We start from the raw sequence: 19,958 nt of genomic DNA, 5'->3' as shown, positions 1-19,958 counted from the left end.
AATATAACATGCCCGTTGAGAATGTCTGTTATTCGCGCGTCTGGCGCGAGAAAAGTTTTACTCTTCTTTTTCTTTCACCGGCGCCGGTGGCGGACGCAGGCCGATTTCAGCCGTGAGCTTCAGCTCTTTGCCGTTGCGCATCACCTGAATCGTCACTTTGTCGGTCGGTTTGATCCGTGCAACCTGGTTCATCGAACGACGGCCATCGCCGGCCGGCTCACCATCGATGCTCAGAATCACATCGCCCAATTGCAGGCCAGCCTTCTGTGCCGGGCCATCGCGGAAGATCCCCGCCACGACAATTCCCGGACGCCCGGACAGACCAAACGACTCGGCCAGTTCCTGGGTCAGCGGCTGCACTTCAATGCCCAGCCAGCCGCGAATCACCTGTCCGTGTTCGATGATCGACTTCATCACTTCCATCGCCAGTTTCACCGGGATCGCAAAGCCGATGCCTTGCGAGCCGCCGGACTTGGAGAAGATCGCCGTGTTGATGCCGGTCAGGTTGCCGTTGGCATCGACCAGCGCGCCGCCGGAGTTGCCCGGGTTGATCGCCGCGTCGGTCTGGATAAAGTCTTCGTAGTTGTTCAGGCCCAACTGATTACGCCCGGTGGCGCTGATGATGCCCATGGTCACGGTCTGGCCGACGCCAAACGGGTTGCCGATGGCCAGCGCGACGTCGCCGATGCGAATGTTGTCCGAGCGGCCGACGGTGATCGCCGGCAGGGTTTTCAGATCGATTTTCAACACCGCGAGGTCGGTTTCCGGATCGCTGCCGATGACGCGGGCGAGGGTTTCGCGGCCATCCTTCAACGCCACGACAATCTGATCAGCACCGCTGGTTACGTGGTTGTTGGTCAGAATGTAGCCTTCCGGGCTCATGATCACGCCGGAGCCGAGGCTCGATTCCATGCGTTTCTGCTTCGGCGAGTTGTCACCAAAGAAACGGCGGAACTGTGGATCCTCAAACAGCGGATGCGCCGGTTTGTTGATGACTTTGGTGGTGTAGAGGTTGACCACCGAAGGTGCGGCGATGGTCACCGCGTCGGCATAGGACACCGGCCCCTGTTGCACGCTGGTGGTTTGCGGGGCCTGTTGCAGGTTGACGTCGAGGCTCGGAAGCCCGACCCACTGCGGGTAACGCTGAATAATCAACAGAGCGATAAGCACACCGGCCAACAACGGCCAGCCGAAAAAACGCAGCGCCTTGAGCATTAAGCACGTCCTGGAAGAGTTGCAGGCGGGGTCAGACCGCCCATAATGTCGCGCATTATACGAGGCCGCGCGTGCCTCTGAACGGGATATTTAGGAGTCTTTCATGGCCGTTGCCCTCAGCACCCTCGTCGAAGAAGCCGACCGTTACCTTGGCAGTGCGAAAATTGCCGATTATTGCCCGAATGGATTGCAGGTTGAGGGCCGTCCTCAGGTGATGCGGATCGTCAGCGGCGTCACGGCCAGCCAGGCGTTGCTCGATGCAGCCGTCGAGGCCGAGGCCGATCTGGTGCTGGTGCATCACGGTTATTTCTGGAAGGGCGAAAACCCTTGCATCACTGGCATGAAGCAGCGTCGATTGAAGACCTTGCTCAAGCATGACATCAGCTTGCTGGCCTATCACTTGCCGCTGGATCTGCACCCGGACGTTGGCAATAACGTGCAGTTTGCTCGGCAATTGGACATCACTGTGGAAGGCCCGCTGGACCCGGACAATCTGAAAATCGTTGGTCTGGTCGGGTCTTTGAAAGAACCGCTGACCGCTCGCGATTTCGCCCGCAAGGTGCAGGAAGTCATGGGCCGCGAACCCTTGCTGATTGAAGGTAATCCGATGATTCGTCGGGTTGGCTGGTGCACCGGCGGCGGTCAGGGCTATATCGATCAAGCCGTCGCGGCGGGCGTCGATCTGTACCTGAGCGGTGAAGCGTCCGAGCAGACCTTCCACAGCGCCCGTGAGAACGACATCAGCTTTATTGCCGCCGGCCACCACGCCACCGAACGCTACGGCGTGCAGGCGCTGGGCGACTACTTGGCGAAACGCTTCGCCGTCGAACACATCTTCATCGACTGCCCCAACCCCATCTGAAAACTACCGCATTTCCCCTGTAGGAGTGAGCCTGCTCGCGATAGCGGTGTGTCAGTCACCACTATGTTGTATGTGACAGAGCTATCGCGAGCAGGCTCACTCCTACAGGGGATCGTCGCCCAAACGAGTGGGCATATTCATATACCCTTTCGATCTAGTTGGCGTCCTGATTAGAAGAGGCCGCTGTGCTAGGATTTCCCGCTCGAACACGGCCCGCTGGCCGTTCATAAGAAAGTTTTCGTGAGTAGCCATGGTCGACAAACTGACGCATCTGAAACAGCTGGAGGCGGAAAGCATCCACATCATCCGCGAGGTGGCCGCCGAGTTCGATAACCCGGTGATGCTGTACTCCATCGGTAAAGACTCCGCCGTGATGCTGCACCTGGCACGCAAGGCGTTCTTCCCGGGCAAACTGCCGTTTCCGGTGATGCACGTCGACACCCGCTGGAAATTCCAGGAGATGTACAAGTTCCGCGACAAGATGGTCGAAGAACTGGGCCTGGACCTGATCACCCACATCAACCCCGATGGCGTGGCGCAGAACATCAACCCGTTCACCCACGGCAGCGCCAAGCACACCGACATCATGAAGACCGAGGGCCTGAAACAGGCACTCGACAAGCATGGTTTCGACGCAGCGTTCGGCGGCGCCCGTCGCGATGAAGAGAAATCCCGTGCCAAAGAGCGCGTGTACTCGTTCCGCGACAGCAAGCACCGCTGGGACCCGAAAAACCAGCGCCCGGAGCTGTGGAACGTCTACAACGGCAAGGTCAACAAGGGCGAATCCATCCGCGTATTCCCTCTGTCGAACTGGACCGAACTGGACATCTGGCAGTACATCTACCTCGAAGGCATCCCGATTGTGCCGCTGTACTTCGCCGCCGAACGCGAAGTGATCGAGAAGAACGGCACGCTGATCATGATCGACGACGAGCGCATCCTCGAGCACCTGTCCGATGAAGACAAAGCGCGCATCGTCAAAAAGAAAGTGCGTTTCCGCACCCTTGGCTGCTACCCGTTGACGGGCGCCGTGGAGTCCGAGGCCGAAAGCCTGACGGACATCATTCAGGAAATGCTCCTGACGCGAACTTCCGAGCGCCAGGGCCGAGTCATCGACCACGATGGCGCAGGCTCGATGGAAGATAAAAAACGTCAGGGGTACTTTTAAGCTTCGAGTTACAAGCGGCAAGCTGCAAGTTAAAGGCGGTATGCGTAACTTTGCGGTTTGGCGCTTGCGGCCGGTTGCTGCGAGCCGGAATCGGATGACTCGTAATGGATTTCGAGAAACTGGTTGTTTGGCAGCGAAGCAAATGCTTGGCGGTGGGGATTTTTAGAGAGTTTGCGCGATGCGGGGATTTTGGATTCAAGGATCAGATCACCCGCTCTGCAATGTCAGTGCCTTCCAATATTGCTGAAGGCATGGAGCGTCGGGGTTGCAAAGAAAAGGTGCACTTTCTTTGGATCGCGAAGGCTTCTTGCGGAGAGTTGCGAACCCAGATCCTGATAGGCCGAGATATCGCTTACATCGCAGAACCGCTGGCTGAAAATTGGATTATGGAAACCCGTGAGCTTTCTAGAATGCTGGGCGGGTTGATCAACAAAATTTCTGACTAGCTGTACGCCGACAAGCTTGCCGCTTGAAGCTTACAGCTCGGAGCTTGAATGCAATGAGCCACGTATCTGATTTGATCAGCGAGGACATCCTCGCCTACCTGGGCCAGCACGAACGTAAAGAGCTGCTGCGCTTTTTGACTTGCGGTAACGTCGACGACGGCAAGAGCACCCTGATCGGGCGCCTGCTGCACGACTCGAAGATGATCTACGAAGATCACCTCGAAGCGATCACCCGCGATTCGAAGAAAGTCGGCACTACCGGTGACGATATCGACCTGGCATTGCTGGTCGACGGCCTGCAAGCCGAGCGTGAGCAGGGCATCACCATCGATGTCGCCTACCGCTACTTCTCCACCGCCAAGCGCAAATTCATCATTGCCGACACCCCTGGCCATGAGCAGTACACCCGCAACATGGCCACCGGTGCATCCACCTGTGACCTGGCGATCATCCTTGTCGACGCGCGTTACGGCGTGCAGACCCAGACCCGTCGCCACAGCTTCATCGCCTCGCTGTTGGGGATCAAACACATTGTCGTCGCCATCAACAAGATGGACCTGAAAGACTTCGATGAAGGCGTGTTCGAGTCGATCAAGGCCGACTACCTGAAGTTCGCCGAAGGCTTGAAGATGAAGCCGACCAGCATGCACTTCGTGCCGATGTCTGCCCTCAAGGGCGACAACGTGGTGAACAAGTCCGAGCGCTCGCCTTGGTACACAGGCCAGTCGCTGATGGAAATCCTCGAGACCGTGGAAGTCGCGGGCGATCGTAACTTCACCGATCTGCGTTTCCCGGTGCAGTACGTCAACCGTCCGAACCTGAACTTCCGTGGTTTCGCCGGCACGCTGGCCAGCGGCATCGTGCACAAGGGTGACGAAGTCGTGGTGCTGCCGTCGGGCAAGAGCAGCCGGGTGAAATCCATCGTCACCTTTGAGGGTGAGCTGGAACACGCCGGTCCAGGTCAGGCTGTAACGCTGACCATGGAAGACGAAATCGACATCTCCCGTGGCGACCTGCTGGTGCATGCCGACAACGTGCCGCCGGTTACCGACAGCTTCGAAGCGATGCTGGTGTGGATGGCTGAAGAGCCGATGCTGCCGGGCAAGAAATACGACATCAAACGCGCCACCAGTTACGTGCCGGGCTCGATCGCCAGCATCGTCAACAAGGTCGACGTCAACACCCTCGAAGAAGGCCCGGCGAGCGCGTTGCAGCTCAACGAAATCGGCAAGGTGAAGATCGCGCTCGACGCGCCGATCGCCCTCGACGGTTACGAAAGCAACCGCACCACCGGCGCGTTCATCGTCATTGACCGTTTGACCAACGGCACCGTTGGCGCCGGCATGATCGTCGCCCAGCCAGTGACCCATGGCACTACCACGCATCACGGCAAACTGGCGCACGTTGCCACTGAGGAACGTGCTCAGCGCTTCGGTCAGCAACCGGCCACTGTGTTGTTCAGCGGCCTGTCGGGCGCCGGCAAGAGCACGTTGGCTTACGCGGTTGAGCGCAAGCTGTTCGACATGGGCCGTGCGGTGTTTGTACTGGATGGCCAGAACCTGCGTCACGACCTCAACAAAGGTCTGCCACAGGATCGCGCCGGGCGTACCGAGAACTGGCGTCGTGCCGCGCATGTTGCGCGTCAGTTCAACGAAGCCGGTCTGCTGACCCTGGCTGCGTTCGTTGCGCCTAGCGCCGAAGGGCGCGAGCAGGCCAGGGAACTGATCGGCAAGGATCGTCTGCTGACGGTCTACGTGCAGGCCTCGCCGGCTGTTTGCGCCGAGCGTGATCCGCAAGGTCTGTATGCCGCCGCTGGCGACAACATCCCGGGCGAATCCTTCCCGTACGACGTGCCGCTGAATGCCGATCTGGTGATCGACACGCAGACGCTGAGCCTGGAGGACAGCGTCAAGCAAGTGCTGGATCTGCTGCGCAAGCGTGGCGCGATCTAAGCACTGAAGCAGCGACAAGCTTCCAGTTTCAAGCTGCAAGAAAAAGCCCGCCGATGAGTGATCATCGGCGGGCTTTTTTATTCGGGCCAACTCGGTCAATTGTAGGAGTGAGCCTGCTCGCGATAGCGGTGGATCAGCCACCAACAATGTTGAATGACACACCGCTATCGCGAGCAGGCTCACTCCTACAGGGGGTTAGTGTTTGCCCGGATATTTCGTGATCGTTCCCACGCTCTGCGTGGAAACGCAGCCCGGGACGCTCCGCGTCCCATCTAAAGCGGACGCAGAGCGTCCAGTGAGGCATTCCCACGCGGAGCGTGGGAATGATCATACGGAAGGGTATTCGCGGTGCATCTGTTCGAGCAACGCATCCTTGTCCAGCCACAGTTGGTTGATCCAGCCCTGAAACTGCAGGCGATACTCGCCGTCCTGATCGTAATTCTTGCCAATGAACTGCTGCGGAATCTTCAGCTCTTCAAAGTGCACCACCACATCGCGCACATTGCCGCAGAGCAAGTCCCAGAACCCCGGACGCCCGGCCGGGTAGTGAATCGTCACGTTGACGATCGACTCCAGTTGTTCACCCATCGCATCCAGTACAAAGCCAATGCCACCAGCCTTGGGCTTGAGCAGATATTTGAACGGCGATTGCTGCTGCGCATGCTTGCCTTCAGTGAACCGCGTGCCTTCGACGAAGTTGAAAATCCCCACCGGATTATTGCGAAACTTCGCGCAGGTCTTGCGCGTGGTTTCGAGGTCTTTGCCTTTCTTCTCCGGGTGCTTGGCCAGGTAGGCCTTGGAGTAACGCTTCATGAATGGAAAGCCCAGCGCCCACCACGCCAGACCGATCACCGGCACCCAGATCAGCTCCTGCTTGAGGAAGAATTTCAGCGGCTGAATCCGGCGGTTGAGCACGTATTGCAGCACCAGAATATCGACCCAGCTCTGATGGTTACTGGTGATCAGGTACGAGTGCTGATAGTCGAGCCCTTGCAGGCCGCTGATGTGCCAGCGCGAGCGCCGCACCAGATTCATCCAGCCCTTGTTGTTGCTGATCCACGCTTCGTGGGTGTGGCTCATCAACCACAGCGAGGCGCGTCGGGCGAGGTCGAACGGCAGCACTTTGATCAGCGCCACGCAGAACAGAAACGAGCACAGCAGAATCGTATTGAGTGCCAACAGCAGCGAGGCGATCACGCCGCGCAATGGTGCAGGTAGAAAGTCCAGCATTTACACATCCATAGGTCGGTTGGCGGCTTGAATCGCGGTGAGGGCGATGGTGTAGACGATGTCATCGACCTGCGCGCCGCGCGGCAAGTCATTCACTGGTTTGCGCAGGCCTTGCAGCATCGGCCCGAGGCTGACGCAATCGGCGCTGCGCTGCACCGCTTTGTGGGTGGTGTTGCCGGTGTTCAGATCCGGGAACACAAACACCGTGGCGCGCCCGGCGACCTGACTGTTCGGTGCCAGTTGCCGGGCGACTTCGGCGTTGGCCGCAGCGTCGTATTGCAGCGGGCCGTCGATCAGCAGCGAGTGCTGTTGTTCGTGGGCGAGCAGGGTGGCTTCGCGCACTTTCTCGACTTCCTCTCCGGTCGCCGATTCGCCGCTGGAGTAACTGATCATCGCCACGCGCGGGGTGATGCCGAACGCGGCCGCCGAGTCGGCGCTTTGCAGGGCAATCTCGGCCAGTTCGGTGGCACTCGGATGCGGGTTCATCACGCAATCGCCATACACCAGCACTTCTTCCGGGAACAACATGAAGAACACCGACGACACTAGCGTGCAGCCCGGTGCAGTCTTGATCAGCTGCAGCGCCGGGCGGATGGTGTTGGCGGTGGTGTTGATCACGCCCGATACCAGGCCGTCCACTTCATCCAGTGCGAGCATCATGGTGCCGATCACCACGGTATCTTCCAGTTGTTGCTCGGCCATTGGCGCATTGAGGCTTTTGGTTTTGCGCAGCGCGACCATCGGCTCGACGTAGCGCTCGCGGATCAGATCCGGATCGAGAATCTCCAGGCCCGGCGGCAACGTAATGCCTTGTGCGCGGGCCACGGCTTCGACGTCTTCCGGTTTGGCCAGCAACACGCAACGGGCGATCCCGCGTTCCTGACAGATCGCCGCCGCTTGCACAGTGAACGGCTCGCTGCCTTCGGGCAGGACGATGCGTTTGTTCGCCGCTTGCGCGCGTTGAATCAATTGATAGCGGAACACCGCCGGCGACAGGCGCATTTCCCGTGGCGTGCCGCAACGCTGGTGCAGCCATTTGGCGTCGAGATGGCTGGCGACGAAATCGGTGATGATCTCCGCGCGCTCGCGGTCGTCGATCGGGATTTCCTTGTTCAGGCCGTTGAGCAGGTTGGCGGTGTCGTAGGAACCAGTGCTCACCGACAACACCGGCAAACCGGCCTGCAACGCGCCGCGGCACAGATCCATGATGCGCGGGTCGGGCAGGGTGTCGCTGGTCAGCAGCAGGCCGGCCAGCGGCACGCCGTTGATCGCGGCGAGACTGACGGCGAGGATGATGTCGTCGCGATCGCCCGGGGTCACCACCAGCACACCTGGCTTGAGCAGTTCGACGGTGTTGCGCATGGTCCGTGCGCAAATGATGATTTTGGTCATGCGCCGGGTTTCGTAATCACCGGCATTGAGCACTTGCGCGCCCATCAGATCGGCGACGTCGCGGGTACGCGGCGCGTTGAGTTCCGGCTGATAGGGAATGCAGCCGAGCAGGCGGAAATCACCGCTGCGCAGCAACGGCGAATGCTCCTTCAGACGCGCGGCGAAGGCGTCCATGCTCTCGTCGGTCTTGACCTTGTTGAGGATCACGCCGAGGACTTTCGGGTCTTTCGGGCCACCGAACAGTTGCGCCTGCAATTCGACGCGGCCGGAGAGTTCGGCGAGCACTTCGTTTTCCGGCGCCGAGACCAGAATCACTTCGGCATCGAGGCTCTTGGCCAAGTGCAGGTTGACCCGCGCGGCGTAACTGGCGCTGCGGGTCGGCACCATGCCTTCGACGACCAGCACGTCTTTGCCGATGGCGGCTTGCTGATAGAGGGCGATGATTTCTTCGAGTAGCTCATCAAGCTGACCGTCGCCGAGCATCCGCTCGACGTGGGCCAGACCCAACGGTTGTGGCGGTTTCAACCCGTGGGTGCGCGACACCAGTTCGGTGGAACGCTCAGGGCCGGTGTCGCCCGGATGCGGCTGCGCGATCGGCTTGAAGAAGCCGACTTTCAGCCCGGCGCGCTCAAGCGTGCGTACCAGCCCGAGGCTGATGGAGGTCAGACCCACGCCAAAATCGGTGGGGGCGATAAAAAAAGTTTGCATGCGAATTCTCTAAAGTTGCATGGCAATGGCGGTCGCTTATAGCTGACGACCTACCGAAATTCAGTCGCCAAGGTTAGCGCTAACCGAGCCTTGTGCGCACCAACCGCAGGCAAAGGGTTGGCCTATTTTTTCAATACGTTGCGCCGGGTCGAGCACCCAGGCACGTGATTGCCACGGCGGCTGATGGCGCAGGTGTTGGGTGTGGCCACAGGAAAGCTCGGCCACCCAATGGCCTTCCTCGTCTTGATGGAAGCCTGCGATCGTCGAAACCCGTTTGTCCGGGTTGTGTTCGCTTTCGCGCGTTTGCTTCGCTAAACTTGGCCTTTCTATATTCTTCTGCAAAAGGTCTCGCCCCATGCTGATCGCCGCCAATAAGGCTGTCTCCATCGACTATACCCTGACCAACGACGCTGGTGAGGTCATCGACAGCTCCGCCGGCGGCGCTCCGCTGGTCTACCTGCAAGGCGCAGGCAACATCATCCCGGGCCTGGAAAAAGCTCTGGAAGGCAAAGCTGTTGGTGACGAGCTGGAAGTTTCCGTTGAACCGGAAGACGCTTACGGCGAATACGCCGCTGAGCTGGTCAGCACCCTGAGCCGCAGCATGTTCGAAGGCGTTGACGAGCTGGAAGTCGGCATGCAGTTCCACGCTTCGGCGCCGGACGGCCAGATGCAAATCGTCACCATTCGTGACCTCGACGGCGACGACGTAACAGTCGACGGCAACCACCCACTGGCCGGTCAGCGCCTGAACTTCAAAGTGAAGATCGTTGACATCCGTGACGCCAGCCAGGAAGAAGTCGCTCATGGCCACGTCCATGGCGAAGGTGGCCATCACCACTGATTTTCTGCGCTAAGCTTCGAGTACTGGAGAGGCGCCTGCGGGCGCCTTTTTAGTCCGCGGCTGTCCTTGGTGACTTCGCCAAGTGGCTGTTTCGAGTAGAACACGGGAATCTTGGAGTTCGTCATGAGTGCTTTTCACGACCTTAAGTTGACAGCCCTGGATGGTCAGGAGCTACCGCTGGCGCCGTTCAAGGGCCAAGTCGTGCTGGTGGTCAACGTCGCCTCCAAATGCGGCTTGACCCCACAGTACGCGGCGCTGGAAAACCTCTATCAGCAATTCAAGGGCAAAGGCTTCAGTGTGCTGGGCCTGCCGTGCAACCAGTTTGCCGGTCAGGAACCTGGCAGCGAACAGGAAATTCAGGATTTCTGTAGCCTCAACTATGGCGTGACGTTTCCGTTGTCGAGCAAGCTCGAAGTCAACGGTCATGATCGTCATCAGCTCTACCGTCTGCTGGCGGGCGAGGGCGCGGAGTTTCCCGGTGACATCACCTGGAATTTCGAGAAGTTCCTGCTCGGCAAGGACGGCCGGGTGCTGGCTCGGTTCTCACCGCGCACGGCACCGGATGACCCGACCATTGTGCATGCGATTGAAAAAGCGCTGAGCTGAAACAGCAAGATCAAAAGATCGCAGCCTTCGGCAGCTCCTGCAGGTGACTTCAAAACCCCATGTAGGAGCTGCCGAAGGCTGCGATCTTTTGCTTTGCGTCTTTTAATCCTTAATCACCCAAATCAATAGTGCTGTTCAAAGGGTTCGCGTCTCCATATTATCGCCGTCATAAAGCCATCTCTGTGGAGCCCTTCGATGCCCGTTCAAGCCTTGTTCAAACCGTTCCACCTCGGTGCCCTCGAACTGCCGACCCGCGTGGTCATGGCACCAATGACCCGCTCGTTTTCCCCGGGCGGCGTGCCTAATTCGAAAGTCATCGAGTACTACCGTCGTCGCGCAGCAGCCGGCGTTGGCCTGATCATCACCGAAGGCACCACCGTCGGCCACATTGCCTCCAACGGCTACCCGAACGTGCCGCAGTTCTTCGGTGAAGCGCCATTGGCCGGCTGGAAGAAGGTCGTTGATGCGGTTCACGCCGAAGGCGGCAAGATCGTTCCGCAACTGTGGCACGTGGGCAGCGTACGCCGCATCGGCACCGAGCCGGACGCCAGCGTGCCGGCTTACGGCCCGTCGGAAAAACTCAAGGACGGTCAGGTCGTGGTGCACGGCATGACCAAACAAGACATTCAGGACGTAATCGCCGCGTTCGCCCAGGCTGCCAAGGATGCGCAAAGCATCGGCATGGACGGCGTGGAAATCCACGGCGCTCACGGTTACCTGATCGACCAGTTCTTCTGGGAGGGCAGCAACCAGCGAACTGACGAATACGGTGGCAGCCTGGCCAACCGTTCGCGTTTCGCCATCGAACTGATTCAAGCCGTACGTGCGGCCGTAGGCGAAGGCTTCCCGATCATCTTCCGTTTCTCGCAATGGAAGCAGCAGGATTACACCGCGCGTCTGGTGCAAACCCCGCAAGCGTTGGGTGAGTTCCTCAAGCCGCTGTCCGACGCTGGCGTGGATATTTTCCACTGCTCGACGCGGCGTTTCTGGGAGCCGGAGTTCGATGGTTCCGAGCTGAACCTCGCGGGCTGGACCCGCAAGCTCACCGGCAAGCCGACCATCACCGTCGGTAGCGTTGGCCTCGATGGCGAGTTCCTGCAGTTCATGGTCAACACCGACAAGGTCGCGCAACCGGCCAGTCTGGAAAACCTGCTGGAGCGTTTGAACAAAGAGGAATTCGATCTGGTCGCGGTGGGGCGTGCGCTGCTGGTCGATCCGGACTGGGCGCAGAAAGTCCGCGAAGGGCGTGAGCAGGATATTTTGCCGTTCAGCCGTGAGGCGTTGATGACGCTGGTTTAAGCGCCGCTCTTACCGACCCCTTCGCGAGCAGGCTCGCTCCCACAGGTTTCTCTGCTGTTCACAAAATGTGTGTTCACTGAAGATCCCCTGTGGGAGCGAGCCTGCTCGCGAAAGCGGTTCTAAGGTTAGCAAAGATTCAAGGCAATGTTTGCGCATTCGGGACAACCAACTCCCCCACACAAGCCCCGCGCAAATGCTTTTCAAACTGCTCGATAACCGCCGGCCAGCCTTGGCGACTCGCATGCTGCCGCGCATTCAGGCGCACGCAGCGCAACCGCTCATCCTCTTCCAGTAACCATGCAGCGGCGTCGCAAAACGCCTGCTCATCTCCCGGCATCGCCAGCACGCCGTTGTAGCCATGGCGAATATGCTGCGCCGCTGCCGCTTGATCGTAAGCCACCACACCGAGGCCCGACGCCAAAGCTTCGAGCACGACATTGCCGAAGGTTTCCGTCAGGCTCGGAAACAGAAACACATCGCCTGACGCGTAGTGCGCCGCCAACGCCTCACCGCGCTGTGCGCCGCAGAAGATTGCCTCGGGCAATTCCTTTTCCAGCGCGAGCCGCTGCGGCCCGTCACCGACCACGATCAGTTTCAGATTACGCTGTGGATAAGTCTCGCGCAGGGTTGCAAAGCTGCGCTTGAGCAGGCCCAGGTTTTTCTCCGGAGCCAAACGTCCTACGTGAATCACGGCGACGTCGCGCTCGCTCAGTCCCCATTGCTCACGCAAGGCATTCAGCCGTTTGCTTGGATGAAACAGCTGGCTGTCCACCCCTCGAGACAACAATGCCAAACGCTCGAAATGCCGTCGCTCCAGTTCCAGGCGCTGACTGACACTCGGCACCAACGTCAGCGCCGAGCGATTGTGAAACCAGCGCAGATAGTGCGTGAGCATCCGCGTCAGCAGACCGAGCCCATATTGACTGGTGTATTGCTGAAAGTTGGTGTGAAACCCGCTGACCACCGAAATGCCCAGACGCCGCGCCGCACGCAGGGCCGATAACCCGAGCGGTCCTTCCGTGGCGATGTACAGCACATCCGGGCGCTGACGCTTCCAGCGCCGCAGCAGTTTGTGCATCGACGACTGACCCCATTGCAGCCCGGGATATCCCGGCAGCGGCCAGCCTCGGCACAGCAGAAGCGCATCATCTTCGCTGCGCTGCGGATCACCCGCCTGACGCGGGCGTACCAGTTCCACTTGGTGACCACGCGCGCGCAGGCCATCGCACAAGCGGCCAAGAGTATTGGCCACGCCGTTGATTTCCGGTGGGAAGGTTTCGCTGATCAGAGTGATGTTTAGAGCTGTCGTCATGACCTCAGTGTCGGCTGAGGCCATGTCGTGCTTGTGACGTTCGGATGATGGATTTGTGACGTCGCGTTAGCGCTGAGTCACCAGATTCTCTGCGCCGCGCTCACGCACCCAGAACAACGTCGCCCCGGCCACCGCCGCCGGCATCATCAGAATATTGACCACCGGAATCAGCAGCACCAGATAGACGATCCCGCCAAAACTCATGCTCTGCCAGCGCTTCTGCCGCAGCCAGGCGAGCATTTCGTTCCAGCCCAGTTTGTGGTTGTCCGCCGGGTAGTCGATGTACTGGAAAAGCAAGATACATTGTCTGAAAGCCGCCTCATTCACCGCCCTTTCCCAAGGGAGTGAAAAGGAAATGTATCAGTTAGGTGGATGTCCTGAAAGCCCGCACGTGGGGCAGTGTTCGATTCAATGCGCCACTCACTAACGCCGCTGATGCGGGCCGATGGGGGAGAATTACGACTCACCTGCTCAAAGAGCTTTTCGCGGTTGCTTGCAAGTGAGCGGGTGGCAGTCTGCCCAAGGGCGAGTAGCGTTATATCGCCACCGTGATTTAAATCGACTCAGGTAGCAGTTATGGAGGTGGCTGGTGGGTTGCCACAGATGAAACCGCGTAGGCCTCCTCCCAGATTTCAAGCTTGTACTGGGGGCTTCCGAATGTGGCAGACGGCAAAGCATTTCGCACTTCCGACTTGAAATGTTGTCGCCTTAAGAGCTGCATCAATACCGTATTTTTTGAAAGTGTTTAGCAACTGCCCGGCGAAGTTGTCACAACACTTAAGCATCTTGTTTGCGAACATTTCGGCTCTATCGCTTGAGGCGTATACCAGCAAAGTGTTGCTTGGGAGCAAATGGTTCGCGTAGTACGGTAGGGCGCGAGCATTGATGTCTATGTGCTTCCCCAGCTCACTATCTACAATCATTCCTAGGCGCTTTGACCGCAGGAATGGGGTATCGCAGTGTCTGGTTAAAGCTAGATGCCAACCCAGTGGCTCAGCCTTAGCTTCATCGCCAGCATCCAGAATTAAATACGAAGCCAGTGGCTGAAGTTGGAGTTCTGTACCCCACTCCTGCAATGGTTCGTTGATCGCTACGACTGTACATGCACTTGCGGTGAAGCCATTGAACCGTACTGGTCCGCTACCGTCTCGGATCGTGTTGGTATCCACCGCAAGCACGAAATCAAACTTAGTCTTCAGATGTTCCGTAGGACTGAGTGTCAAACCGAAATCATCAGCAGGTGCTGAGAACAATACCTTGTCGTCCTTGTTCACTCTGGCGTGCGTGATCTGGCGACGGATACTTGCTGGGTCAAGCTCAGGGATGGAGATGCTGCCAGAAGGCGCAAAGTGGATGGTGAGATGAGAGGTCTTCTCGGAGGCGTAGCCGTATACCCAGTCGTCACGCGGGATTTCAGGCTCTCCGTCGCGCTTCTTTGCCATTGTAAATACTCCCCTAGATGTACGTGTCTGCTAATGGTGGCTTCCATAAGGCAGATTTATTTTGGTCTGGAGAAAATCCCTAATTTGCAACCCATTTATAACGCCGGGTAGTTGATATGCCACCAGTTGAACAGAGCAACACATATGCTCATGCCACCCAAAACGAAGGGGGTGACTTGATCGAAGAACCAAGGTGACACAATAGCGCCTCTGGCGAACACATACCATTTGACTAGCTTCGCAACGAGGCGAGAGGGAGTTGTCTTGAGCGTTTGACCAGCATTCAGATGATGATCGTTTCCTCTGACCGTGTAGTGGATGTAAAACCAATAGCGAATCTCGTTTCTAGTAGCTCTATCTAGCTTTCGCACCAATGCAAGCTTGTCTGGAGTATCTGTGCCTTTTGGCGGGGTTCTTTCATAGTGCGTCATCTTCCCCTTGGCAGTATATAAATGAAGTTTGACTTCGCCAGGTATCGTTTCGGGACTGTCGTTAACCTGTTCCAAAACATGACTTAGCATCTTCTTCTTATCTACACGCTTCATTACCTCGATGAGAGTTTTGTCATACAAGTCGTGCATGGCAAGATCAAAGCGGAAGCTGCCTTCGGGAGTGCGTTGATACAGCCTCAACCACAGATAGGCGTTGATTCCAGCAAGAACCATCCAGACGTTTTGAACGTTTTCCTTGAGGCTGATCTCATTCCCGAGCAGCTTGAAAGTCGAAAGGTCAGCACCGAAGTACCACAACAGCAGAACTAAAGTTGAAAAACCGATCAAGTAGCCTCGTGCCTTGTTGAAGTCTGGTGTATCCGTTTCACCCATGATCTTGTTTCCTTGCACCTAATAGCTCAGTCGCAATCGTGATTCCGATTGACGGGGTAGTTGGATACTTATAAAGCTCTGGAAGTCTTGAACAGCGTGGCTTCCAGCCTGATTTGTGCCCTCACCATGGTGAGAGAACTAGGCACTGGTAGGCGTGCAACGCTTCGCTTTTATATCCTGCGTCCCTAATACAACTGTCGATATAGCCCAATCATTACAAGTTTCGATATACCTCCCCCCTCCTCGTAGGTCGTGGCCTGTAGCCTATTTCGCACGTATACGGTTGGAACGAAGTGTTTCAATCTCCGCGTCTGTCCTGTCGTGCTTGAGGCTGTGCGAAGTCTTACGCTCGTACTCTACTGCCAGAGTTACTACGTTCCAACTCAAGATAGCGCTCCCTGCCAGTATTGGTGAGCAGATACCAATCTGCGCCATAGAAGTTTTCATTGCGGCTAATGAGACCGCTCTCCGAAAGCGCCTCTAAAGCATGCTCTGTAGCATTCCTTGATCGGCCCACGCTTTGAATTACGATATCGTGGGTCGGTTCAGTACCGTTATCGATAGATCGTCCAACGAACATAAACACTGCAAGCTGCTCTGGAGTCAGTGGCGTCGATTCGGGCCGTTCGCTTATACGAGTATTTGGTAGCAGTAGCCAAACGAGCGGTACGAGAAAACCGACCAGGAGAATGGTCTGCACAAGTACAAGCCATGTCGGCATGCTTGTTTGCCCGCTAAGCCAATTCCATAGAGGCAAAAGCCAGCTCCCCAGTTTAGAAAAAACCGCCCCAAGCCCATCAGGAAACTTGCCTTCCTTTATCAACGAATCAGCTACAGGAGCGGCGATGATGCTCACTGTGGCAGCTCCAACACCTGCCGCCCATTTCCACAACGCCATGCTGCTCTCCCTAGACGCAAAACGATGACTTTACCAGATAAAGGATGGCTCATAGCCATTCAGGTTTGCCAGAGTCATCCCTTGGCTTGTCTCACAGCAAGGTCACGGATGGTCTGTAGGTAACGGTGGATCGCTGAGAGGACTAACCATAAGCCAGGCATCAGGCAGCCCACGGCGAAGCTGATCAGGGCTCCAAGATACTCAAGCAAGGTTGCCCTGCATGAGGCCGAACCCGGTCACGGTTGCCGTTTCGAAATTGGCGCGGTCTGCAAATAGTGCGTTCCAATCCTAATCTATGCTCTTGGGAGTGACCCGTAGCCACCATTCAAAGACCTTTCCCAACCATTTATCCTCCGCACCTCCAGCAATTGACATGGAACAGAGGCAATACGCAACATGGGACCGGGGATAGTCCAGCTCCCGAGGGAAGGTTTGACGACGGGAAGGACAATATCTCCAGAACCTGGCCCCCGCCGTTTTCAATCTTGCATATGATGAGGTCGATCAGTGTTCTGGTCGGGAAAAATAAGATGTGGCCCGCCTGCACCTCTGGACTGTCCCCAGAATTTCGGGGCGGGCGAGCACAGGAAAAGTCTATCAGCACCGAAAATCTTAGAGAAATCTCCACGCTGTTAATCAGAGCAGCGAAGTGCGTTGCCGATTCGACCGCACCGCAGCCTTGAACCGCACCTACACCTCCACTACGACCCTCTCTGCTGTCGTCTGTCGGCGCTTCTTGGATTCGGCAAAAAACCGATCGACATCTGTCTCGAAATCGCGTAAATTCCACGCCTCGTATGAAGGCGATGATTTTTCTCGCCGTGGGAGGAAAGCAGATGACACGACCAATTGGAATAGATCTCTTCGCGGGGGCAGGCGGGATGTCCCTCGGATTCGAGCAGGCGGGGTTTGATGTAGTCGCTGCCGTTGAGATCGACCCAATCCATGCTGCCGTGCACTCTTACAATTTCCCAAACTGTGTGGTGATTCCTGAATCGGTGTCCTCGCTAACTGCTGAGGATATTCGCGACGCAGCTAATATTGGCCGCCGAAATGTAGATATCGTATTCGGTGGAGCTCCGTGCCAAGGCTTCAGCTTAATGGGGCAACGTGCCCTTGATGATCCGCGTAACTCGCTGGTCAAAGACTTTGTACGCATTGTCGTAGGCTTGGAGTCTTCATATTTCGTTTTTGAGAATGTCAAAGGTATTACAGTCGGCCGACACAAGCAGTTTCTTGCAGAGCTCATTGAAGAGTTTCAGAGCAACGGCTATGACGTTTTGCCTTGGAGAGTACTCAATGCAGCGAACTATGGCGTGCCACAGGAGCGAGAGCGTTTAATTTTGATTGGGGCGAAGCGTGGATTAAAGCTTCCTGAGTATCCAGAGCCGACAACTAGGTCACCTAGATCATCTACGCTAATAGATGCAGAGCTGCCAGATGGACCATCTTGCCAAGATGCTCTGGGGGATATTCCTGATGCAGAAGACTACGACGCTTTGATTGAAAGTGATTCAACAGTCGTAAACTGGGGGCGTCCAAGCGCCTATGCCAAAATTCTTCGCGACATGGTTGCCGAGTCGACCTACTACGGCTACAAAAGAAAATGGAGCAAAGAGTTACTCACGAGCAGCCTCCGCACTAACCACTCTGAAATATCTCGTGCTCGATTTGCGTCTACCGAAATGGGACAGGTAGAGCCAACTTCTCGGTTCTTTAAGCTGCACGCGAACGGGGTATCTAATACGCTTCGTGCGGGCACCGATTCTGCGCGCGGTGCATTCACCAGTCCCAGACCGATCCATTACAAGTATCCACGCTGCATAACTGTGCGTGAAATGCTTCGATTACACGGTTTTCCTGACTGGTTTCGTACGCACGTTACGAAATGGCACGGCGCAAGACAAGTCGGGAACGCTGTCCCACCTCCATTGGCCCGAGCAGTAGCGGCAAGCATCATTGACGCCATTGGCTGGGAACCGACCAGTCCAACCGGCGCCATTTTGATGGGGGATGAAAGATTACTTTCGATGGACATGGGCGAAGCCTCTCGCCATTTCGAAATCAACGTTCCTATCAAGCAGCGAGATCGCAAGGGGACACCGAAACCTAGGCAGTCAGCCACTCAGCCCGCGTAGTTAAATGCCCTTTACCTTTGGCTGAAGCACGAACATAGCGTCTCGATGGAAAGTCGGGACGCTAAACTGATCTAAGTTATCCCTAGCCACCGCTGCAAACTCGACCACATAAATCCCTTTATTCCTGATTGCTGCAATGGCCACAGGTATGACGAGATCAGTATCGGTCGATTCAAAAGCTGCTATCACTTGGCGGCCAATTTGCTCAGTTAAAATGCGTTGATTACCTTGCTTAGCTTCTACAGTGATGAGTACTTCAGACTGTTTGCCATCAGGTGCGGCACGAAGCGCTCGGAACAGCGCATCGATCTGAACCTTTCTCAGCTTGATATCCATTTGAAGGTGCGTGAGCTCCAATGCCTCAATCTGGCTGCTCGCAGCGATGGCAAAGTGGCTCTCGATGATTCGTAGATTCACGGCTACCTGAAGAAGCCATGACTCATCTGTACGACCTAGCGCCTTCGACGCTAGCGGCAGGCTGAGGCTTTGTACTTGGAAGCTTGGCGTTAAGACAGATGGAAGAAAATCCTCATCGAGGCTATCTAGTGCACCGTCCACCCCGTGAACAAATTCGAAAATCGCTCCATCTCCCGTCCTTTGGGATCCACTGATCTTTAGATCCTTCAGGCGTTGCGGCCAAATCTTCGATGCACTTTTGCCTCTGACTATATCCTTCATGAAATTATACGCGTTGCCGTCAGGCTTCAGCTTGGTTCCATAGTGCTCTGCGCAGTAACGTTTCGCCTCTTGAACGTCTACGTTGTTAACCAATGTGCGCGAAAACGTCTGGGTTTTTTCGTCATAAAGCGTATCGAAAATCCGTTCGATGACTATCGTTTTATCGCTAACGGCCATCCGCCAGTCTCCCTCTAATTTCACGATCAGAGATGGTAGCAAGAAAGTGCAGTGGGACGCCGAATGGTTATCCCCCGGAAAAAGGGCTTTGACGAGGGATAGATGATGTCGGAGCCTAGACTGACGCTAGGACGGTGACGCGCTGCTGTTTCATCTCCTGTCCAAGCTCTATGAGCACACCAGCGTAATCATCTCGCCTACCTCAGCCACTCGAAATGTTCGCGTGTTTTCGGCGACGCCAAGAATGACCACCGCGCAGCTGGATTGACTGACGCACACGGCCACATCTTTGAGACGGGTAATGAATCTTATTGTCTGCAACAGAGCACCCTAGCTGACCAGGCAAGGATCAAAACACGTGAACAAAAGCGTAAGCAGTTGAGGTCGAAGAGCCTTTTTAATCCCATCGGACGATGCCCTATCAGATGCACGCACGTGGCGGGACTTTCGATCTTTTGAGGTCGGACAGGACTGCTACGCTAATCCAAAATTGCTGATGACAAATCGGCAAGCTGCCTTGGGTCATCTTCAATCTGCGCCAGCACCTTGGGTTTTGTCGGAGTATCTTTGGTTACCAGTGACGCGTATGAAACTGTCTGGCGTTGCCGTGGGTTTGCCCCGGAACCATCTGGTTGGTTTCGTTACCCATGATTCCGGGAGAGAGCATCTTACTCGAGTAATCGACGCCGGCACCGAGTGATCAGAATAGCGCTCAGTCTATGCTACGCCACACCCCAAAACCCATGAGACGGGGCACTAAACACATGGTG

The 19,958-nt window shown here is 56.6% G+C and carries 17 protein-coding genes and 2 pseudogenes; 9 read left to right on the top strand and 10 right to left on the bottom strand.

Going from position 1 to position 19,958, the window contains the following annotated elements:
• Window positions 1-57: 57 nt before the first annotated feature.
• On the bottom strand, window positions 58-1,215 hold the full coding sequence (gene algW, locus CKW17_RS08170; protein WP_038357545.1) for a Do family serine endopeptidase AlgW: 1,158 nt from the start codon (window positions 1,213-1,215) through the stop codon (window positions 58-60).
• A 103-nt stretch (window positions 1,216-1,318) separates the two neighbouring features.
• Here algW and CKW17_RS08165 point away from each other — a divergent pair, with 103 nt between their 5' ends.
• From CKW17_RS08165 to cysN, 4 genes are all read left to right on the top strand, one after another.
• The gene (locus tag CKW17_RS08165) at window positions 1,319-2,077 is read left to right on the top strand and encodes a Nif3-like dinuclear metal center hexameric protein (RefSeq protein ID WP_095119469.1); all 759 of its coding nucleotides are present in this window, start codon (window positions 1,319-1,321) and stop codon (window positions 2,075-2,077) included.
• 250 nt (window positions 2,078-2,327) lie between these two features.
• Window positions 2,328-3,245, top strand: a complete 918-nt coding sequence (cysD, locus tag CKW17_RS08160) for a sulfate adenylyltransferase subunit CysD (RefSeq protein WP_007912374.1) — start codon at window positions 2,328-2,330, stop codon at window positions 3,243-3,245.
• A 104-nt stretch (window positions 3,246-3,349) separates the two neighbouring features.
• A complete protein-coding gene (locus CKW17_RS08155) occupies window positions 3,350-3,691 on the top strand; it encodes a four helix bundle protein (RefSeq protein WP_095119468.1) in 342 nt (113 codons plus the stop codon).
• A 53-nt stretch (window positions 3,692-3,744) separates the two neighbouring features.
• The gene (gene cysN, locus CKW17_RS08150) at window positions 3,745-5,643 is read left to right on the top strand and encodes a sulfate adenylyltransferase subunit CysN (protein ID WP_095119467.1); all 1,899 of its coding nucleotides are present in this window, start codon (window positions 3,745-3,747) and stop codon (window positions 5,641-5,643) included.
• A gap of 327 nt (window positions 5,644-5,970) precedes the next feature.
• Here the strand turns inward: cysN and CKW17_RS08140 are convergent, their stop codons facing one another.
• From CKW17_RS08140 to CKW17_RS08130, 3 genes are read right to left on the bottom strand one after another with little or no spacing between them, the layout of a single operon-like run.
• Entirely contained in the window at window positions 5,971-6,873 is a 903-nt protein-coding gene (locus CKW17_RS08140) for an acyltransferase (RefSeq protein WP_095119465.1), read from the bottom strand.
• Complete coding sequence (gene pta, locus CKW17_RS08135; protein ID WP_095119464.1) at window positions 6,874-8,973, bottom strand: phosphate acetyltransferase; 2,100 nt, start codon at window positions 8,971-8,973, stop codon at window positions 6,874-6,876. It abuts the gene before it with no gap.
• Between the two features lie 60 nt (window positions 8,974-9,033).
• A complete protein-coding gene (locus tag CKW17_RS08130) occupies window positions 9,034-9,360 on the bottom strand; it encodes a DUF3565 domain-containing protein (RefSeq protein WP_077571443.1) in 327 nt (108 codons plus the stop codon).
• Between CKW17_RS08130 and CKW17_RS08125 the strand changes: the two genes are divergently transcribed.
• From CKW17_RS08125 to CKW17_RS08115, 3 genes are all read left to right on the top strand, one after another.
• Window positions 9,329-9,814 carry a peptidylprolyl isomerase gene (locus CKW17_RS08125; protein ID WP_095119463.1) on the top strand — a complete coding sequence of 162 codons (486 nt, stop codon included), beginning with the start codon at window positions 9,329-9,331 and terminating at the stop codon, window positions 9,812-9,814. The genes CKW17_RS08130 and CKW17_RS08125 overlap by 32 nt on opposite strands.
• Before the next feature lie 123 nt (window positions 9,815-9,937).
• Window positions 9,938-10,420, top strand: a complete 483-nt coding sequence (locus CKW17_RS08120) for a glutathione peroxidase (protein WP_095119462.1) — start codon at window positions 9,938-9,940, stop codon at window positions 10,418-10,420.
• A 195-nt stretch (window positions 10,421-10,615) separates the two neighbouring features.
• The gene (locus tag CKW17_RS08115; RefSeq protein ID WP_095119461.1) at window positions 10,616-11,719 is read left to right on the top strand and encodes an NADH:flavin oxidoreductase; all 1,104 of its coding nucleotides are present in this window, start codon (window positions 10,616-10,618) and stop codon (window positions 11,717-11,719) included.
• A gap of 136 nt (window positions 11,720-11,855) precedes the next feature.
• Here the strand turns inward: CKW17_RS08115 and CKW17_RS08110 are convergent, their stop codons facing one another.
• From CKW17_RS08110 to CKW17_RS08090, 5 genes and pseudogenes are all read right to left on the bottom strand, one after another.
• Window positions 11,856-13,055 carry a glycosyltransferase family 1 protein gene (locus tag CKW17_RS08110; protein ID WP_095119460.1) on the bottom strand — a complete coding sequence of 400 codons (1,200 nt, stop codon included), beginning with the start codon at window positions 13,053-13,055 and terminating at the stop codon, window positions 11,856-11,858.
• A 42-nt stretch (window positions 13,056-13,097) separates the two neighbouring features.
• Window positions 13,098-13,331 (bottom strand): annotated as a pseudogene (locus CKW17_RS08105) (EI24 domain-containing protein); the annotation flags it as partial.
• Window positions 13,332-13,663: 332 nt separating this feature from the next.
• Window positions 13,664-14,473 (bottom strand): hypothetical protein, encoded by an 810-nt coding sequence (locus tag CKW17_RS08100; RefSeq protein ID WP_095119459.1) that lies wholly within the window; start codon window positions 14,471-14,473, stop codon window positions 13,664-13,666.
• A gap of 95 nt (window positions 14,474-14,568) precedes the next feature.
• A complete protein-coding gene (locus CKW17_RS08095; protein WP_095119458.1) occupies window positions 14,569-15,297 on the bottom strand; it encodes a hypothetical protein in 729 nt (242 codons plus the stop codon).
• Window positions 15,298-15,640: 343 nt separating this feature from the next.
• Window positions 15,641-16,195, bottom strand: a complete 555-nt coding sequence (locus tag CKW17_RS08090) for a hypothetical protein (protein ID WP_095119457.1) — start codon at window positions 16,193-16,195, stop codon at window positions 15,641-15,643.
• A gap of 836 nt (window positions 16,196-17,031) precedes the next feature.
• Between CKW17_RS08090 and CKW17_RS08085 the strand changes: the two genes are divergently transcribed.
• Complete coding sequence (locus CKW17_RS08085) at window positions 17,032-18,333, top strand: DNA cytosine methyltransferase (protein WP_256586200.1); 1,302 nt, start codon at window positions 17,032-17,034, stop codon at window positions 18,331-18,333.
• On the opposite strand, the gene CKW17_RS08080 is transcribed toward CKW17_RS08085, so the two are convergent.
• Entirely contained in the window at window positions 18,334-19,188 is an 855-nt protein-coding gene (locus CKW17_RS08080; protein ID WP_095119455.1) for a hypothetical protein, read from the bottom strand.
• 133 nt (window positions 19,189-19,321) lie between these two features.
• Between CKW17_RS08080 and CKW17_RS30715 the strand changes: the two are divergent.
• Window positions 19,322-19,647 (top strand): annotated as a pseudogene (locus CKW17_RS30715) (ATP-binding protein); the annotation flags it as partial.
• Window positions 19,648-19,958 lie beyond the last annotated feature (311 nt).

It is taken from the genome of Pseudomonas sp. Irchel s3f10, assembly GCF_900187515.1.
Classification (GTDB): Bacteria; Pseudomonadota; Gammaproteobacteria; order Pseudomonadales; family Pseudomonadaceae; genus Aquipseudomonas; species Aquipseudomonas tensinigenes.
The sequence above is the reverse complement of the archived record's forward strand: the minus strand, read 5'-3'. Positions and strand labels throughout refer to the sequence as shown.

Bases quoted from the DNA above. Each gene is read 5' to 3' on its own strand.
- algW (WP_038357545.1), bottom strand. From the start codon at position 1,215: ATGCTCAAGGCGCTGCGTTTTTTCGGCTGGCCGTTGTTGGCCGGTGTG.
- CKW17_RS08165 (WP_095119469.1), top strand. From the start codon at position 1,319: ATGGCCGTTGCCCTCAGCACCCTCGTCGAAGAAGCCGACCGTTACCTT.
- cysD (WP_007912374.1), top strand. From the start codon at position 2,328: ATGGTCGACAAACTGACGCATCTGAAACAGCTGGAGGCGGAAAGCATC.
- CKW17_RS08155 (WP_095119468.1), top strand. From the start codon at position 3,350: ATGGATTTCGAGAAACTGGTTGTTTGGCAGCGAAGCAAATGCTTGGCG.
- cysN (WP_095119467.1), top strand. From the start codon at position 3,745: ATGAGCCACGTATCTGATTTGATCAGCGAGGACATCCTCGCCTACCTG.
- CKW17_RS08140 (WP_095119465.1), bottom strand. From the start codon at position 6,873: ATGCTGGACTTTCTACCTGCACCATTGCGCGGCGTGATCGCCTCGCTG.
- pta (WP_095119464.1), bottom strand. From the start codon at position 8,973: ATGCAAACTTTTTTTATCGCCCCCACCGATTTTGGCGTGGGTCTGACC.
- CKW17_RS08125 (WP_095119463.1), top strand. From the start codon at position 9,329: ATGCTGATCGCCGCCAATAAGGCTGTCTCCATCGACTATACCCTGACC.
- CKW17_RS08130 (WP_077571443.1), bottom strand. From the start codon at position 9,360: ATGGAGACAGCCTTATTGGCGGCGATCAGCATGGGGCGAGACCTTTTG.
- CKW17_RS08120 (WP_095119462.1), top strand. From the start codon at position 9,938: ATGAGTGCTTTTCACGACCTTAAGTTGACAGCCCTGGATGGTCAGGAG.
- CKW17_RS08115 (WP_095119461.1), top strand. From the start codon at position 10,616: ATGCCCGTTCAAGCCTTGTTCAAACCGTTCCACCTCGGTGCCCTCGAA.
- CKW17_RS08110 (WP_095119460.1), bottom strand. From the start codon at position 13,055: ATGGCCTCAGCCGACACTGAGGTCATGACGACAGCTCTAAACATCACT.
- CKW17_RS08100 (WP_095119459.1), bottom strand. From the start codon at position 14,473: ATGGCAAAGAAGCGCGACGGAGAGCCTGAAATCCCGCGTGACGACTGG.
- CKW17_RS08095 (WP_095119458.1), bottom strand. From the start codon at position 15,297: ATGGGTGAAACGGATACACCAGACTTCAACAAGGCACGAGGCTACTTG.
- CKW17_RS08090 (WP_095119457.1), bottom strand. From the start codon at position 16,195: ATGGCGTTGTGGAAATGGGCGGCAGGTGTTGGAGCTGCCACAGTGAGC.
- CKW17_RS08085 (WP_256586200.1), top strand. From the start codon at position 17,032: ATGACACGACCAATTGGAATAGATCTCTTCGCGGGGGCAGGCGGGATG.
- CKW17_RS08080 (WP_095119455.1), bottom strand. From the start codon at position 19,188: ATGGCCGTTAGCGATAAAACGATAGTCATCGAACGGATTTTCGATACG.